Genomic DNA, 17,785 nt, shown 5'->3' with positions numbered 1-17,785 from the left:
ACAAGCTATTGATAATATATTTTTCAAAAGAAGAATTAGTCATAGGAACCAGAGAAAAAAATTTGTTGCTTCTTTTTGCGCTTTTCTGTTGTGTAGGAGGGAATTTTTAGTCGGTTTCCAGTTTGATTACCATATGAAAGGGGTCGTAACAATGGCGATTACTGTGGGAGTGTACTTGGGTAAAAAGGACCGTTTTCTTCGCAACTGGTATGATATTCTGCCTCGTGGGCAGTTTCCACTGTTGGTAAAATACTGTATCCAATCCTATCTGAAGGGTGTATATTTTCCACTGGATACCGTTTGTGAGCGTGATTTGTTCCGGAGTCGACTGGACTCGATGCAGGAACTTTCACCCACACAGCGAAACGTTACATTTACCGAGGAAGACGGACCGGTTTTCAAATGGGTGGATAGCGTAGACAATGGCTATCGAAGCGAAGAGATCAAAAGTATCTTAAAAGATACGATTTTACATACCTTATTGGAGGAGCATGAACGCACCCCTCTTGCAAGACAGCGTCACCGCAGGCATTGGAATGGATATCATGGTGGGCGGATGTACGAGTCCGGGGGAAGACAACCTGTTTATCCGTGGCGGGAGGAAGCATCCCATCCGGAAATGATGGCACGGGAAAACCATGCGAGTTATTCCCCTCCCAGAGACGGGGAATACGTACCCAAGAAAGTGCCGGAAAGGGTATCGGTAGAGCCTGGAAATCCTTCCGTGAAAAAGGATACGGGAAAGCAGGAATATGTTCGGGAAGAATTTGCTCACTGGGGACATGGTCTAAGATAAGATAAAAAATGGATCAGAGGGTCAAGAAATCACATAGAAATGCCGGCTTCCCATATTGGGAAGCCGGTAAATTTTTGGGGGAATTTCTGAGTGTAGGATATTTCCGTTAATCACAATTTGATAGCTTTTGTCGAAACATGAATATGAGGAAGGAAATAGAATGTGAAGGGTGGAATGGTATCGTTATTCTTTTAATTGGGAGTCTCCAAAAAAGCATTTGTTACAGTGAAGGATGTCGATAATGATCTAAAAGATGAGGGGGTTAAACTTGATGAATGAATTCTTAACCCTCGAAACTCCAGTTGGACAGGGTTTGGATCTGAAAATTAGCGCGACTGTCGTTACCATTTGCTTGCCATTGGTGTGGGTTTTAATCTGGAAGCGACATGAATGGTCCCGCTCTTTTCCTGTTCTCCTTTATCCGTTAACCATTTTGGTTTTGGTGGGAGTCATCGACTTTTGTACGGGTAATCTGGGTTTTTTGTGGGTTTATCTGATCAGTTTTGTTTTGCTGTATGAGCGGTCTACACCGGGTAATATCGTGTGCTCCACGATTCTGTTCTTTTCCGTGTACAGCATATTACAGTATGGAATTCCACCTTTTGAACATCTCGACCAATTGGTGGGAGAGGCAATTCTGTTTGTTTTTTGTGCATGGTTTATCATCTTCCTGCAACGTACCCGTCAACATACCGATGAATTGAGACACGAGAACCGGAATCTTTTGAAAAAAATGGATGAAGCTCATACGCGCCTGCATGAATATATTGAAGAGTTGGAAGAGACCAACCGGAGGGATTATCTGACCGGAGTGTATAACCTAAGTGGCTTTCAGGAGCAGGTAACCAAGATTTTATCCCGCTGTTTGGCGGCCAACCAGTCCTATCATGTAGTGTGTGTTGATTTGGTCGATTTTCAACAAGTGAATATGAAAGAAGGAATTGATGTAGGGGATCAGCTTTTAGTCGAAGTTGCCCGTCAACTGAAAAAGGAGCTCCCTGCTTACGCACAAGTGGCACGTTATGATGGAGATCAATTTACAGTGGGAGCTGTAGGAGATGATGCCACTTTGCGACTATGTCTGGATACAGTAGAACAAGTGATCGGTGGATTGCGTTCGGAACATGGTCTGGTGAATTATTGCATAGGTACCGCTACATTTCCGGAGGAGGTCCAAAATACTTCGGAGTTGATTCGATTGGCAGAGTATCGGTTATCCATTGAACAAAAAAGGATTCGTCATCAGAAAGAAGAACGCAGACGCCACTTGGAAAAATTGTCAGCTGTCGGTCAATTGGCAGCAGGCCTTGCGCATGAGATCCGCAACCCTTTGACATCCATTCGAGGGTTTATTCAGTTATCCTCTGCAGATTCGCCTGAAGTGAAAAAATGGGAGTCGGTTATTCTTCCTGAAATTGATCGTATCAATGATCTGTTAAAGCAATTCCTGCATCTGAGTGAGTGTCGGCCAGCTCGTTATACACTGTTTAACCTGGATCGGCTGATTGATGATGTGTTGCAACTTCTCAACCCGCGATCCATTCTGATGGGCCATGAGCTCGTTACCATCCGGCCGGATACTCCAGTGATTATCGAGGCGGATGCGGAGCAGTTGAAGCAAGTCCTGATCAACCTGATGCAAAATGGACTGGAATCTTTGCAAGATAAAGGGGTCATCAAAATTTTCTGGAAGGAAATACAAAATCGGATCAGTATTCAGATTCAGGATAACGGAAGTGGAATCCCTCCTGAGTATATGTCCAGAATTTTTGATCCCTTTTTTACAACCAAAGAAGACGGAACCGGAATTGGTCTGTCCATTTGTCATCGGATTATTACGGAGCATGGGGGGCAAATTTATGTCACCAGTCAACCGGGTAGAGGAACAACCTTTAATATCCATCTTCCCCTGCGTCAACCGAGCTCCAAAAAAGCAGTCAGCAGAAAGCAACAGGAGGGCTCAGACATTTCTTTAAACCGGAGTGAAGTATTGGAACGGGTAAACTTGCTGAAAAACTTTTGATCCCTGGTCCCTTTTGAAAGGATATTCGCAATGAGATACAATACAAAAAGAAGTAAAAGGAGGGACGTTCGTGAGCCAGAAAAAGAATTCCGGTTTTAATATCATTCGGGAAGATTCTACGACCCATGGGGGATATTATACAGGTACGCTGAATCTAAGGGATCTGTCAGCCGTCCTGATTGACGGAGACCAGGCAAAGATTGATCTGGGTCTGATTCATGCGAAAAGCGCTGTTGAACGTCGAATCAAATTTATCAGTAACCCGGAAGATGTCCCCAACGGGAAGGTTTATTGGATTGTTTGGGTGACCGTTGATCGGAATGAGAAAGGGCCTTATTATGCGGGTGCGGCTGCCTGTTCAATGGTGATTGACCATGAAGCACGCCGCGGATGGAAAAACTTACCGCTTCATGTGAACCGAATGGATGATGCATTAAAGCGCCGATATCGTATTTCCGACTTGGATGATGAAGGAAAAGAGGCCTTGCGTCGCTTTTTGATAGAAAATGATCAGGAGATGTGGGAAAATTCCCCCGAAGAACTGAAAAAAGCATTGCAGGTGGATACCCAAAAATAGAGCTTGAAGACAAAGTCGTGGCAAAACCGGTATTTTCATCCTCCTCCACCCCCGGAAGCCTCAACCAGCGGACAAAGGAAAAAACGGTTGTCCGCTGAACGGTTGGGACTTCCGGGGGTTTCGCTGGGTAGTCAAAAAGGATGCTCGCATTGGATTTTAACATTGCCCTTTATCAGCAGTCTTAAAAATAGATGTGATATGGTACATGGGAGAGAAGCATTGGACCGATCTGCAGTTCTCTTCAGCAGGCGTCAGGGACTCTACACGTAGCAAGAGTACATTTCCCCCTCAGCTCCCTACATCATTATCCCATCAAAAGTATAAGAATTTGCTTGACTTCCCCTTTTTAGTACTGTATAGTTCTAATCATGAATACCATCAAAAAAACCAATAGAGACAAAGTGATTGAAATTGCAGCTAGATTATTCTTGGAGAAAGGCTATCATTTAACGAGCATGGATGAAGTTGTTCACGTGAGTGGTATATCCAAGTCCAACATATATTATCACTTTAAAAATAAGGAAGAGTTGGCCATTGGTGTGATCAAGTGGCGTATATCACTGCTGGAGCAACACATTGATGAGCTTGTCCGTTCAAAAAAGAGCTATAAAGAAAAATTGAACAAAATGGTGGCTCTTATTTCCAATCAGGAGTGTTTAGATCATGACAAGGGTGGGTGTCCATTTATTTCTTTGTACTTGCAGGCAGCCCAGCAGTCGCCACGCATCCATACCGTGATCAAGAATTTCTTTCTGGAACAGGTCCCTGTGGTTGAAGAGATTCTTCAATCCGGAATTGCCCAGAAGCAAATTACAAAAGCAATTGATGTAAGAAAAACAGCCAAATTGATTATTTCGACGTTGGAAGGGGCATTACTTCTCTCAGAGATTACAGCGGATCAACACTATATGGATGACTCTTTACAAACACTGACTGCGCTGCTGGACTAATTTTTTTTATACATGTCTAGTACCATGCAGTACTAAAAATGCTATCAAGCAATAAAGGTGGGAGAAAAAGCATGGCTACAATTTTTTTAACAGGGGCGACGGGATTTATCGGAAAGGAATTGCTGAAGCGATTAGGTGAAGAAGGACATACCATCCTTGCACTCATCCGTTCCAAAGATAAGTACCATAAACTGAAAGAGGAACAGGGATTTCATGAACAACAGGTGATCCCCATTCTAGGTGATTTAAGCAAAGAGAATCTGGGAATTGAACGTCGGGATATGAAACACTTGGTAAAAACAGAAATCATGATACATGCCGGGGGCCCGATGGATATTGAATTGGATGAGGAAGTAGCGAAGCGTGTGTTTTTGGGGGCCACCAAAGAGCTATTCAAACTTTGCAGAAAGATTCAGCACCAGACGCATCCCAAGGCGATTCAACATTTCATACACCTTGTCGGATACAAAAGTCCTTTTCATGAAGGAAACATTCCTTGGGATCGTGATGTGGATCAAATGACAGATTTCCTGCCTGACGAAGGAGCTTACGAGCGCATGAAACTGTTGTCGGACATTCTCGTCAGACAGCAAGCCAGGGAATTGGCTATTCCCTTGTCCGTTGTGAATCCATCTACAGTGATTGGAAATATAAAAACTGGAGAAACGGTACAGGTAAAAGGGGTAGGAATGCTCGTCGACAGTGTCAGAAGCAAGAAAATGTTAGCGGTTCCCGGTGGAGCGTCCTACTGGCTCCCTCTTATCACCAATAGCGAGCTTGCTACCTTCATTTGCCTCTTAGTGAACCAGCCTGATCCCAAGAGCAATACCTACTACACGATGGCCGATCGGTCAGATACACCAAACCTAAGAGAATTATTAACCATGATTGCTCATGAGCTGCGAACGATTCCTCCAAAGGGGAGCATTCCCATTCCCGTATTAAAAAGGCTCTTACGATCCAAGCTAGGGGAGAAGATGGGAATCCCGGAAGAATCCCTTGGGTTCCTCATTCAACACGACATCAATATGGAATCCGTCAAAAACATTCATGCAGAGCCCTTCAAGGTAAAGCCGATCCTTCACCATGTGATTGCAGACTTGGATTACCAACTTTCCCATGGCGATACTGTTCCTTCCCATATCAAACGAAATAAGAGAGGGGAGTTGGCAACGTTGGAAACGGTACAGAAAGGAACACCGGTTGTGTTCCTTCATGGACTGTTTAGCGGAGCTGATCATTGGGTTCCCATCATGAACAGGATAACGGCAGGACCCGCGATTGCCGTTGATCTTCCCGGCTTTGGGCGATCCCCTTACCATCATCAGAAGGATTCTTTACAAGCCATGATTGACTCCGTTGTGCAGGTCGTGGATGAGATCGGTCAACCTGTCATTCTGGTGGGGCATTCCTTTGGAGGGTGGATTGCTTCACAGGTCAGTCAACGTGTACCCAATCAGATCAAGCAACTCATCTTGTTACAACCTGGGTTGCAGTCCAGTGATAAAAGAAAAACCATATACAAGCTCCCATGGCTATCATCCAAACTCGCTTTGAAGTTTTCCAATGAGGAACAGTTGAGAAAAGCATTCGTAAAGTCTTCCGCCTTTGAAAACTCAGCGACGATTCCAAACGATTATGTTCAATATGTCCTGAATGATCTGGCGTCGCCAAGAGTCCGGAAAACAAATGCGGAAATATTGGCAAGATTCCATCGGAAAGAAGGATTGCAACCATATCAAATGGAGTTAGATCCTTTGAAAACAACGATTATTTTGGGGACAAAAGATACCGGATTCTCAATTGAACCCTATAACCGCAAATATCAAACGATTCCCGTCTCCTATCATCACTCTTTCCCGATTTCCCATCCGGATGAAACGGCTGAATTGATCCATGATGTGATTCTTGGTAAAGCGAACAATGCATCGGATCGCTGAAAAAACCTTTGGGATTTGTCAGATGTAATTTTAAGTCATTAACAGAACGTAATGATAAATATCATCATGACCAGTAGTTCTTTAATGGAATAGGCGCTTATCATCTCCGGAAAAATGAACGCTGTGTGAACATTGGATGGCTCGGCTTGTGTGGGGGAGGGCGATTGGGGTAAACTTAAGTTCAGATTGCGGAACCGACGTGCTAGGACACCGAAGTAGCGGGCGTTTGCCCGCTATTTTGGTGTTTTTTTCTTGTTGTTCACACCGATAGGGATCGTTTGCTTGTGCATGCTATATGTAAGGAGGCGATTCACAATGGGACAACAAAAGAATGAAGAACGCCCGGAGGAACAGGAACACTTTGCCCGGCATGGCGGGGTGCACTTTACTCCCAATGCTTCCCCGGAAATCATTAACCGATTCGTTAAAAATCTTCCGATTGAGCGAAGAGAAAGTTTTTATGAAATTATGAAGGAATTGAGTGAGGCGGATTTAATCACGCTGCATAATGATGGAATTCTGGCGGACGGAGAAGGGGAAATTGGTGGCAGCGACGAATGCTGAAAATCAAGCAAGGTGGCCGGTCGTCTAACCGTGCCACCATTTTTTGATGCGTTCCCATAGAGAGGGTTCCTGTGATGGTTTGGGCTGGGCCTTTCGATGGGACTTACACATTTGTTTGGGTTCCGTTCCAGCAATAAACCAGATGTCGGAGGACCTGGGACAGGATTGGACCGCCCGTCCCCCTGTTTCCGGGTCGATTGTTACCTTGACGACCCCTTGTGGTGGTTGAAAGCGCATGGCGGGCAGCGGTTGCAGGACATCTTTCATATAGTTTCCCCAAATATTGTGTGTCCTCCGGGATGTACCGCGAGGGATTGACTTCCCTTTGTCATATCCTACCCAGATGGTGGTGGCCAGCTGGGGTGTATAGCCGGAAAGCCAGGAATCCCAGTTTGTGCTCCCGGTTTTTCCGGCCACTGGCCGGGAAAGGATTTGTTTGACTCGGTTGGCTGTTCCTCCGGGGGCAAACACCCCCTGCATCATCCGTGTCATGACAAATGCTTCTGCCGGTGTAAGGACTTGTTTGGGAGTTTGTCTCGATTCACTCAGGATGTTTCCTTCTGCATCTTCAATCCGCAGGATGGCCATAGGTTGATGGCGGACTCCGCCTGCGGCCAAGGTGGCATATACCTGAGCCATTTCAAAGGGACTGACAGGGCTGGTTCCTAAAGCCAATGAGGGAACAGGACGCAAAGGGCTTCGTATTCCCAGATGGCGTCCCATCCGCACGGCTTCCTCTTCTCCGATGGAAAGGTGTGTATGAACCGCAAACACATTATCGGAAGCGGCGAGGGCCTCTGCCATTGTGATGGGTCGGTGGGCATATCGGTTGTGATAGTTGGTTGGCCGGTATGTCCCTCCTTGATGAATAAAGGTGGTTGGTTTGCTTTCATAACGGGCGGCAGGGGTCCATCCGTTTCGCAAAGCCGCCAGATAGAGAATGGGTTTAAAAGTGGACCCCGGCTGCCGTTTACTGAAGACACGGTTGTACTGTGAAACCCGGTAATCTTTTCCACCAACCATGGACTTGATGTGACCGTTTCGGGGATCGATACTGATCAGTGCTCCTTGAAGGTCTTCTGTTAAGTATCTGTTCAGGGTTTCTTCTGCCTTTTTTTGCATATCCAGGTCCAAGGTGGTATATATTTTGAGTCCTCCGTTGCGGACTTGGTTTTCATCCAATCCATATTCGGATGTAGCCACCCGAAGAATGTAATCACGGAAATAGGGGGCCTTTGCCGGTTGAGGTTGAGGAGGCTTTGCATATACCAACGATTCATTTTTAGCCTTTTCCGCTTCCGACTTGGTAATCTTATGATTGCGGACCATGCCATTTAGGATGGCTTTCTGCCGGGCTTTTGCTTTGGCAGGATGATTAAGGGGAGAGTACTGGCTGGGTCCACGGGGGATGCCTGCCAGAATGGCACTCTCCGCCAAGGTGAGATCCCGCGCGGGCTTGCCAAAGTAGACTTGGGCTGCACGCTCAATTCCATAAGCGCCATGTCCGTAATAAATTTTGTTCAGGTACATCTGAAGGATCTCATTTTTGGAAAAGTGAAGCTCCAACTGTGTCGTAAATATCGCTTCTTTCCATTTTCTGGACCATGTTCGGTCATGGGTTAGATATAGATTTCGAGCCAGTTGTTGTGTGATGGTGCTGGCTCCCTGGGCGACATGTCCTTTTTTGATGTTCACCAAAATGGCCCGCAGGATGCCTTTGGGTGAAAACCCCCAGTGCTCGTAAAAATGCTGGTCTTCCGCTGTCAAAGTTGCATCAATGACAGATTGCGGAAGGTGTTTTAACTTTACCGGATCTCTTCTCTCCCCCTGGTCCAAATGATCAATCAGGTTTCCATGAGCATCCAGCAGTTGTGTGGTCATACCGATTTGTGGGGGTGGGAGCGGTTTTGATTTTAAATACAAGACCGTAATCAGTGCCAGTGCAACTCCAACCACCAAACAGAATGCAAACCAGCGAATCACATTCCGACAGCGGGATAACCACTTGAAATATGGGAGTTGTTCCCATGAGGATTCCGGGTGCAGGGTTCGGTTTGTGTCTTCTCCCATATTGGCCCACTCCTTGTGTATCCTTTGCAAAGAAATGGAAATCCTTACGACGCCTAGTATGAATCAGTGAAAGTTTCCCTATTCGCCAAGGAAAGATTTTGCTTCTTTTAAAGTCTGAGATTGTTTCCCGCCAGTACTTGGATTATTCTTATGAAAGGGTTTTTCGAAAGAGAAGAGGTAGGGAAGGAGTATGGAAACCATGGATATGGAACTTTGGTATACAGAAAAACAAACCCCCGATTTTGGGATTCAGGCCAAAATTGGTCGCACGCTTCACCATGAACAGACAGAATATCAGAGTTTGGATGTGATTGAGACCAAACAGTTTGGCCGTATGCTTGTGTTGGACGGTATGGTGATGACGACGGACCAGGATGAATTTGTTTACCATGAAATGCTTACCCATGTGGGGATGAATACCCATCCCAATCCAAAACGGGTGCTTGTGATTGGTGGAGGGGACGGAGGTGTCATCCGGGAGGTATTGAAGTATCCTTCTGTCGAACATGCGGTTTTATGTGAAATTGACGGACGGGTTATCGAAGTATCCAAGGAGTATTTTCCAAAAATCGCTGGGGCACTGGAAGATTCCAGGGTGAAGATTCGGGTGGAGGATGGGATTAAGCATATTGAAGCACATCCCAACCATTACGATGTGATTCTGGTAGATTCCACGGAACCGGTCGGACCGGCCGTAGGACTTTTCCAGAAGCCTTTCTATCAGGGGATTTTTGAAGCGCTCCGTCCGGAAGGAATCATGGTTGCTCAAACGGAATCCCCATGGTTTAACCGAGATCTCATTCGACGGGTATACAGGGATATTTCCAATATTTTTCCGATTGCCCGTCTGTATACTGCCAGCATTCCCACCTATCCCAGCGGATTGTGGAGCTTTACGCTGGGGTCCAAAGGGCGGGACCCGATTTCCTTGCGGGAGGAGGACCTCCAGGCGATCCATACCAAATACTATGGTCCAACGTTGCATCACGCGCTGTTCAGACTTCCTAAATTTGTAGAAGAACTGACTGGGAAGGGGGAAGCGTAACGGATGCGGTTTGATGAAGCATACTCCGGGAATGTGTTTATCGGTGCCAATCCACAGTTGGAACAGGCGCAAACGGTGATCTATGGGATTCCTATGGACTGGACAGTCAGTTTCCGTCCCGGTTCCCGGTTTGGTCCCAAACGGGTGCGGGAAGCGTCTCTGGTTCTGGAGGAATTTAGCCCCTATCTTTCCCGTGACCTCTCTGAGTTCAACTATTTTGATGCCGGCGATATTCCTCTCCCGTTTGGCAATCCGGAAAAGAGTGTTCACGAGATTGGAGCATTTGTCGATCAAGTATTGCAAAAAAAGAAGATGCCTCTGGGCATCGGAGGAGAGCACCTGGTCACTTGGCCGATTGTCCGGGAAGTGCACAAGCATTACAAACAGTTGGCCGTGATCCATCTGGATGCTCATGCGGATCTTCGAACGGACTATGAAGGGGAGATTTTGTCCCATGCCACTCCACTTCGAAAGATCGCTCAATTGTTGGGTCCGGAGAATGTTTATCAGTTTGGGATTCGATCCGGAACCAAGGAAGAGTTTGAGTATGCACGGGAACATATTCATTTCTATCCTTATGAAGTGTTGCGTCCGCTGAAGGAAGTGTTGCCCAGCCTGAAAGGAAGGCCGGTTTACGTAACGGTGGATATTGATGTATTGGACCCTGCCTTTGCTCCCGGAACAGGAACACCTGAACCGGGAGGAATTCATTCCGGAGAACTTCTGGAAGCCATCCATGCCATTGCCCGTTCGGAGGTCGAAGTGGTGGGGGCGGATCTTGTGGAGGTTGCTCCCGCTTACGATCCAACGGAACAGACCGCGGTTGTTGCGGCCAAAGTAATTCGCGAGATGTTGCTGGGATTCTCCCGGTAATACGATTGCCGTTTTAATATGTTCCCCACAAGTAGGGAGATTGAACGGTTGGAAAAGATCAGAGTCACATGATAAGATACAAACCAATTGGAAAAGGAGTGTCCAATTCTTTGGATCGGATTCGACTTTCAATTGTTTCCCTGATCGATTCTGAAGATGGTGAACGTCAAGAGCCGATTGAACAACAGATGGAAGGCTGGTTTCAGACAAGGGAAAACCGTTGGATACTGAAGTATACCGAAAAACCAGGGACGGAGGATGAAGTGAAAACAACGGTAAAGGCGGACCAGGATGAGGTAACCGTCATCCGGCAAGGTGCGGTTTCCTATCGGCAACGGTATTGTCCGGGGAAAATGACGAGCTGCTTGATCGAGACTCCTGGTGGGGTAGCGGAAATGGATGTCCAAACCCTTTCATACCAAAGAGAACGTTTGGACGAAGGAGGTCAGGTACAGTTTTCCTTTCGTCTGTTTATGGAAGGCGAAGCGTTGGGCCGATATCAACTGACCATTCAATGGACGGAGGTGGCTGCATCAACATGAATGCACTGGAGCAAATGAAAACCAATCTGAAACTGGAGATTCAAAAAGCGGTCATTGAGGCAGGATTGGCTTCTGAAGAAAATATTCCGGAAGTTCAGCTGGAGGTTCCCAGGGAAAAAGCGCATGGGGACTTGGCAACGAATATCGCCATGCAACTGGCCAGTATTGCAAAGAAAAATCCCCGCCAGATTGCGGAGGAGATTAAGGAAAAAATCAACAAAGAAAAAGCGTTTATCAAGGAGATTCAAGTCGCTGGACCTGGATTTATCAACTTTTTTATTGACCGGTCTTTTCTGTCCGAAGTGTTGGTTGAAATCGATCAGACGAAGGAGACCTACGGTCAGTCTCACAGGGGAAAAGGAAAAAGAGTGTTGGTTGAGTTTGTAAGTGCCAACCCCACCGGTAGTCTTCATTTGGGACATGCCCGCGGAGCGGCCGTTGGGGATGTGCTTTGCAATGTTCTAGAAGCGGCCGGATATGATGTGACGAGGGAATATTATATCAATGATGCTGGGAATCAGATCCATAACATGACCCTTTCTCTGGAGGCTCGCTACAAAGAGGCACTCGGTCTAGAAGCTCCCTTTCCGGAAGACGGATACCGGGGGCAGGATATCATTCAATTGGGGAAACAATTGGCGGATGAGGAAGGAGACCGCTTGCTTCAACTGGACGCCAAAGAGCGTTATTCCCACATTCGGCAGTATGGCTTAAAGCATCTCCTAGATAAGATCAAGAATGACCTAAAAGCCTATCGGGTGGAGTTTGACAGTTGGTTTAGTGAGCAGTCCCTTCATGATCGCAAAGCAGTTCAGGAGAGTATAGAGGAGTTGACCCGGTTGGGTCAAACCTATGAGGAAGATGGGGCCTTGTGGTTGAAATCCTCCCGATTTGGGGATGATAAGGATCGGGTACTGGTAAAACGGGATGGGTCCTATACCTACATTACACCGGATATTGCCTATCACCGGAACAAATATAAGCGGGGATTTGACCACATTGTCGATATTTTAGGAGCGGATCACCATGGGTATGTCCCACGTATTCAAGCGGCGATGAAGGCTTTGGGTTATGATGTGGACAAATTGACCTTTTTGATTACCCAGATGGTGAAGCTATATCAAGGTGGAGAGCTCGTTAAAATGTCCAAACGAACGGGCAAGGCGATTACGCTTGTGGAATTGATGGAAGAAGTCGGTGTAGATGCGACGCGCTATATTTTTGCCTCCCGCAGTCCGGATAGCCACTTGGATTTTGATATGGACTTGGCGGTATCCCAGTCCAACGAAAACCCTGTATTTTATGTCCAATATGCCTATGCACGGATTAACAGTGTATTTCGTCAGGCCCGTGAAAAAGGGTTTTCTGTGGGCCTGGATCAGAACCATCTGTCCGCCTTACAGGAAGAGGGAGAATTTGACCTGTTGCAAAAGCTGGCGGAATTTCCAGAAGAGGTGGGTGTTGCAGCCCGGCAAATGTCTCCACATCGAGTGGTTCGTTATCTGTTTGATCTATCCACTCTCTTTCACAGCTATTACAATGCCCATCGGGTGATCCAGGAGGATGAGGATCTTACCCGTGCCCGTCTTTCTCTCTTAGTGGGAGTGGCCCAGGTATTAAAAAATGGTTTGGGAATGATCGGTGTTTCCGCCCCGGTCAAGATGTAAAGACGTCGCTCAAAGGGGGATGGGTGGATGAACATCTACGTCCTTTCCGTTTTGACAGGATTGATTGTGGGATTCCTTTTTGCTTGGTTACGGCTGCCCATTCCCGCACCCAATGCCTTGCCCGGAGTATTGGGGATTATCGGAATTTATCTGGGGTATAAGCTGTTTGAATGGATCTTGTAAGCTCAAAAAAGGCCGTCCTTCGATGGAAGGACGGCCTTTTTTGTTACTGTCCCATGAACAAAAGCCCGGCACCCATGAATGCACCAGCAACGGCAAAGGAGTAAATTAATGTGATTACTTGATTGTGACTAGACATCTCATTCCCACCTTTTATGTTTTATCTCAACACCGTAACAACGGATGGATGAAGACCAACCTCACAGTTACAGAAGAATAACACCTTGAAAGCGTTTCATTCAAGCCCATTTTTGTCCATTAGGTGACTTTTTCAGGTTCATGATAAATCACCATTGTAAAGAGACCATGACCATTGAATAAACCTTTGTTAAAGGATTTATGTGATACCGGATAATCCCCGAAGGGGCCGGGGGAATTCCCTTTGATAGGGGGATTCCTTCAACCAAATGGGTTGCCAAATTCTGTTTGTGAATCATATGATCGAGTTAAAGAGTTGGAATCAAAAATGGGTCAAGCGAATTCAAAAAAGGAGGAATGAATCTTGAAGTGGTTGAAATGGTTAACAGTGGCGATGATTATTGTTTTAACGACTTCGATGTTATCGTTTGAGGTGTTCTCACAAACCAAAGCGAAGTTAGCAGATGGCAAGGAAATTCAACGGGATCTCTATCGTGTAGAAAAAGTGGATACGCGTGAGGAACGAACCAAATTGGCTAGAGAGGGCTTGGCGATTGAAGAAGTAGGAGAAGGATATGTGTTGGTTCGAGCAGGTCCTTCTGAAGTGAAAAAAATTAGAAAGTTGGGATTTTATCCAAAGAAAATTTTGCAGCCGATGGATTTTCCACCGTCTGATTCAAAATATCACAATTATCAAGAAATGGTGAGCGAGATCAAAAAAGCGGCTTCCGATCATCCGGATATTGTCAAACTGTTCAGTATAGGGAATTCCTATGAAGGAAGGGAATTGTGGGCGGCAAAGATCAGTGATCATGTGGAGGAGGATGAGAATGAACCGGAAGTGTTATTTGTTGCCCAACACCATGCCAGAGAGCATCTGACCGTGGAAATGGCTCTCTATACATTAAAGATGTTTACCGATTCCTATGGGTCGGACGATCGAGTGACCAAGTCCGTCAATAATCGGGAAATCTATGTGGTGTTTACATTAAATCCCGATGGAAGTGAGTATGATATTGAAGATGGAAGGTACCGATATTGGAGAAAAAACAGACAAACCAATCAGGGATCGTTTTCCGTCGGAACGGATCTCAATCGGAACTTTGGATACAAATGGGGGTGCTGTGGAGGGTCCAGTGGAAATCCATCCAGTGAAACCTACAGAGGGACGTCTCCCTTTTCCGCTCCGGAGACAGCCAGCTTGAAGTCGTTTATCGACAGTCGTGTGGTAAATGGGGAACAGCAGATTAAAACCGCCGTTACCTTCCACACGTACGGTGAGCTGATTTTATGGCCCTATGGGTATACCTATGAAGATACCCCCCAAGATATGTCTTCCGATGACCAGAAGGTATTTGAAACCATGGGCAAGGCGATGGCCAAAACGAATCATTACCAACCGATGCAGTCCAGTGATCTGTATATCACGGATGGGGATATGACAGATTGGGCTTATGGGGAGCATGGCATTTTTGCCTACACCTTTGAGATGTATCCCACATCCTATTTTCCCGGTTTTTATCCGCCGGATGAACGGATTGACCGGGAGACGAAACGAAATCGAGAGGCGGTGTTGTACCTCACCGAACAGGCGGATTGTCCTTACCGTACCATTGGAAAGGAGGATTCCTACTGCAAAAGTAAATAACTGATTGAAGCGAAAAAGGAGCGCGACCTTCGAAAGGAGGTCGATTTTTTTTAGGATGTTTTTTGTTGGAAACGATCCTTGATTCGACCGAAGGGAAAATTCAATATATAATCAAAGTGACGAATTTTCAGCACATAATGTGACAATTTTTTGGCAATCTGTACAGGAGGGGGAACAGATTGAAAACCATCGCCATGACGAAACGGATGCTGGTTGAAGTGTTGCAGAAGATTCATGAAGGGATTCATGTGGTGGATGCGACTGGAAAAACGGTTTTTTACAATCGGTTTGCTGCTCAGTTGGATGGAATGAAAGAAGAAGAGGTAGTGGGAAAGCATCTCCTGGAAGTATTTCCTTCCTTGACTCCCAAGACGAGCACGCTGTTAAAGGTGCTTCGTACGGGAAAGCCCATCGATCACCAGCAACAGAGTTACACCAACCGACATGGGCAGCGGATTGTCACCGTTAACTCCACAATGCCGCTCGGTGTAGATGGGGAGTGGGTAGGGGCGATGGAGGTGTCAAAAGATATTACAAGAATTCAGGAATTGTCCGATAAAGTGATTGATCTGGAACAACGGGTGAGAGGAACAAAAAAGGATACCTTGCCCCAAGAGCAAACCTTGTATCGGTTTGAGCAGATTATTACCGAAAGCCCCAATATGAAACGCGAGATGGAACGGGCAAAGCGTGCGGCCACGACGCGATCCCCGGTGTTGGTGGTGGGAGAAACCGGAACGGGTAAAGAATTGATCGTCCAATCGATCCATACCGCTTCTCCGCGGTGTAACCGACCGTTTATTGCGCAAAATTGTGCGGCGATCCCCTCCTCCCTTTTGGAAGGGATTTTGTTTGGGACTGCACGGGGGGCTTTTACCGGAGCGGAGGACCGACCTGGATTGTTTGAATTGGCGGAAGGGGGAACCCTCTTTTTGGATGAAATCCATGCGATGCCTGTTGATTTGCAGGCCAAGCTGTTGCGGGTGTTGGAAGATCAGTCCGTGCGCCGAGTGGGGGATGTCCGAATGCGACCGGTAGATGTGCGTATTTTAGCTGCCACAAATGAGGACCCGGAGGTGAGTGTTCGGGAGGGGCGCTTGCGGAAAGATCTTTATTATCGCATTCATGTGGTTCGTTTGGAACTTCCTCCACTTCGGGAGCGCAGAGAGGATATTCCCCTGTTAACCCGTCATTTTATCCGCAAGCTGAATTATCGCTTTGAAACGCTGGTAACTGGATTGACAGAGGAAGTTCGCAGTCTTTTTCAAACCTATCACTGGCCAGGAAATGTCAGAGAGCTGGAGCATGCGATTGAGGGAGCGATGAATCATGTAGAGGGAGATCGGATTGGCTTGGATCATCTTCCACAATATATGGAGATCGGACGAAAAAAGAAAGTGCCTCCATTGAAGTCCGTTTCTACGGAGGACAATGAACCGTTACCCCGTTTGTTGGCACGAGTGGAAGAGCATTATATTCGAGAAGCGATGGAAAGCACAGAGGGGAACATTCGTCAGGCAGCAATTCTTCTGGGGATTCCCAGGCAGACCTTACAGTATAAATTGCAAAAATTGGGATTGGAGAAAAAATCGTGAAAGTGCCGGATTTTCGGCAGTTTTTTCATGTTGATGGCTGAAATCTTCCGCTACTCACACAATTTGGTAGTTGGTATATTTCTTGCATTAAATATGGAGTGAATGAAGGAGGTGAACGTGTTGAAGCAGAAGAATGGGCATTGGTTGGGGTTGCATCGGGTCAAAGAGCCCCAGGGGCTCCTGCCTCAACCGGCCTGGAAGCTAAATCCGGAACCGGTCTGCCATGACAATGAACTGTTGATTGAAGTGGATTGTCTCAATATTGATTCCGCTTCTTTTCATCAGATCAAAGAGGGTGCACAAGGGGATGTGGAAAGGGTAAAAGAACAGATTTTTGCAATTGTCCAGGAACGTGGGAAGATGCACAATCCGGTGACCGGCTCCGGAGGCATGTTGATCGGACGGGTGTCGGAAGTGGGTTCTCTCTTCCCAGCTGGCAACCTCCAGACGGGAACCCGAATTGCCACATTGGTTTCCCTGTCCTTGACCCCGCTTTCTCTGGCCTGTATCCACTCCGTTGATATGGAGACGGGACAGGTGGAGGTTCAGGGGAGGGCGATCCTGTTTGCCAGTGCTCCTTATGCTGTTCTCCCGGATGATTTGCCGGAACAGATAACGCTCGCTGTGTTGGATGTTTGCGGGGCTCCGGCCCAGGTGGCCCGATTGACCCAGCCGGGTCAGAGGGTGGCGGTGTTGGGGGCTGGTGGAAAATCGGGTCTTCTTTCTTTGTATCATGCCCGAAAGCAAGCCGGAATGGATGGACAGGTACTTGCGCTGGAATCAAGGGAAAAAGCCTGTGATGAGATTCATGAACTGGGACTGGCGGATCAAGTGATTCAGGTGGATGCACGGAATCCGGTGGCGGTGCTGGAGGCTGTGACAGAAGCGACAGACGGGGAGATGGCGGATCTGACCATCAACTGCGTCAATGTTCGGGATACCGAATTATCTGCCATTCTGGCAACCCGTGACGGCGGTACGGTTTATTTCTTCAGTACGGCTGTTCAGTTTACCGCTGCTGCATTGGGAGCGGAGGGGGTTGGCAAAGACGTTCACATGATGATTGGAAATGGATATGCTCCGGGTCATGCCGATCTGGCTTTGAATACCCTTCGGGAGTCGTCCGGGTTGCGAGCGGTTTTTGAGTCCAGGTACAGGATGGCCACCGGCTGATTGC

15 protein-coding genes are annotated in these 17,785 nt (G+C 46.9%); 14 read left to right on the top strand and 1 reads right to left on the bottom strand.

Annotated features, from left to right (window positions below; genetic code table 11):
* Positions 1-151: 151 nt before the first annotated feature.
* The 6 genes from FN782_RS09470 to FN782_RS09445 all read left to right on the top strand — a co-directional run bounded on the left by FN782_RS09470 (position 152) and on the right by FN782_RS09445 (position 6,850).
* The gene (locus FN782_RS09470; RefSeq protein ID WP_185956182.1) at positions 152-796 is read left to right on the top strand and encodes a hypothetical protein; all 645 of its coding nucleotides are present in this window, start codon (positions 152-154) and stop codon (positions 794-796) included.
* Between the two features lie 271 nt (positions 797-1,067).
* On the top strand, positions 1,068-2,819 hold the full coding sequence (locus FN782_RS09465; RefSeq protein ID WP_185956181.1) for an ATP-binding protein: 1,752 nt from the start codon (positions 1,068-1,070) through the stop codon (positions 2,817-2,819).
* A gap of 70 nt (positions 2,820-2,889) precedes the next feature.
* On the top strand, positions 2,890-3,396 hold the full coding sequence (locus tag FN782_RS09460; RefSeq protein WP_142505539.1) for a YwhD family protein: 507 nt from the start codon (positions 2,890-2,892) through the stop codon (positions 3,394-3,396).
* Positions 3,397-3,764: 368 nt separating this feature from the next.
* A complete protein-coding gene (locus FN782_RS09455) occupies positions 3,765-4,346 on the top strand; it encodes a TetR/AcrR family transcriptional regulator (RefSeq protein ID WP_142505538.1) in 582 nt (193 codons plus the stop codon).
* Between the two features lie 71 nt (positions 4,347-4,417).
* Positions 4,418-6,286 (top strand): alpha/beta fold hydrolase, encoded by a 1,869-nt coding sequence (locus FN782_RS09450; protein ID WP_185956180.1) that lies wholly within the window; start codon positions 4,418-4,420, stop codon positions 6,284-6,286.
* A gap of 315 nt (positions 6,287-6,601) precedes the next feature.
* Positions 6,602-6,850: a hypothetical protein gene (locus FN782_RS09445; RefSeq protein ID WP_142505536.1), complete on the top strand. Its 249-nt coding sequence runs from the start codon at positions 6,602-6,604 to the stop codon at positions 6,848-6,850.
* A gap of 24 nt (positions 6,851-6,874) precedes the next feature.
* Here the strand turns inward: FN782_RS09445 and FN782_RS09440 are convergent, their stop codons facing one another.
* The gene (locus FN782_RS09440; protein ID WP_142505535.1) at positions 6,875-8,920 is read right to left on the bottom strand and encodes a transglycosylase domain-containing protein; all 2,046 of its coding nucleotides are present in this window, start codon (positions 8,918-8,920) and stop codon (positions 6,875-6,877) included.
* 205 nt (positions 8,921-9,125) lie between these two features.
* Between FN782_RS09440 and speE the strand changes: the two genes are divergently transcribed.
* The 8 genes from speE to kdd all read left to right on the top strand — a co-directional run bounded on the left by speE (position 9,126) and on the right by kdd (position 17,781).
* Entirely contained in the window at positions 9,126-9,965 is an 840-nt protein-coding gene (speE, locus tag FN782_RS09435; protein ID WP_142505596.1) for a polyamine aminopropyltransferase, read from the top strand.
* A gap of 3 nt (positions 9,966-9,968) precedes the next feature.
* Positions 9,969-10,838, top strand: coding sequence for an agmatinase (speB, locus tag FN782_RS09430; protein ID WP_142505534.1), 870 nt, complete (start codon positions 9,969-9,971; stop codon positions 10,836-10,838).
* A gap of 110 nt (positions 10,839-10,948) precedes the next feature.
* Positions 10,949-11,380 carry a YwiB family protein gene (locus FN782_RS09425; protein ID WP_185956179.1) on the top strand — a complete coding sequence of 144 codons (432 nt, stop codon included), beginning with the start codon at positions 10,949-10,951 and terminating at the stop codon, positions 11,378-11,380.
* Positions 11,377-13,047: an arginine--tRNA ligase gene (gene argS, locus FN782_RS09420; protein ID WP_142505532.1), complete on the top strand. Its 1,671-nt coding sequence runs from the start codon at positions 11,377-11,379 to the stop codon at positions 13,045-13,047. Before FN782_RS09425 ends, argS begins: the two co-directional genes overlap by 4 nt.
* 27 nt (positions 13,048-13,074) lie before the next feature.
* On the top strand, positions 13,075-13,230 hold the full coding sequence (locus tag FN782_RS09415; protein ID WP_142505531.1) for a XapX domain-containing protein: 156 nt from the start codon (positions 13,075-13,077) through the stop codon (positions 13,228-13,230).
* 499 nt (positions 13,231-13,729) lie between these two features.
* Positions 13,730-15,013 (top strand): M14 family metallopeptidase, encoded by a 1,284-nt coding sequence (locus tag FN782_RS09410; protein WP_221930171.1) that lies wholly within the window; start codon positions 13,730-13,732, stop codon positions 15,011-15,013.
* A 194-nt stretch (positions 15,014-15,207) separates the two neighbouring features.
* Positions 15,208-16,608, top strand: coding sequence for a sigma-54 interaction domain-containing protein (locus FN782_RS09405; RefSeq protein WP_425462702.1), 1,401 nt, complete (start codon positions 15,208-15,210; stop codon positions 16,606-16,608).
* Between the two features lie 120 nt (positions 16,609-16,728).
* A complete protein-coding gene (gene kdd, locus FN782_RS09400; protein WP_246064906.1) occupies positions 16,729-17,781 on the top strand; it encodes an L-erythro-3,5-diaminohexanoate dehydrogenase in 1,053 nt (350 codons plus the stop codon).
* The last annotated feature ends 4 nt before the right edge of the window (positions 17,782-17,785 follow it).

Origin of the sequence: Melghirimyces algeriensis, assembly GCF_900182565.1 — a bacterium.
Lineage (GTDB): Bacteria > Bacillota > Bacilli > Thermoactinomycetales > DSM-45169 > Melghirimyces > Melghirimyces algeriensis.
Note: the sequence above shows the minus strand (reverse complement) of the source record. Positions and strands in the feature narration are given on the sequence as shown.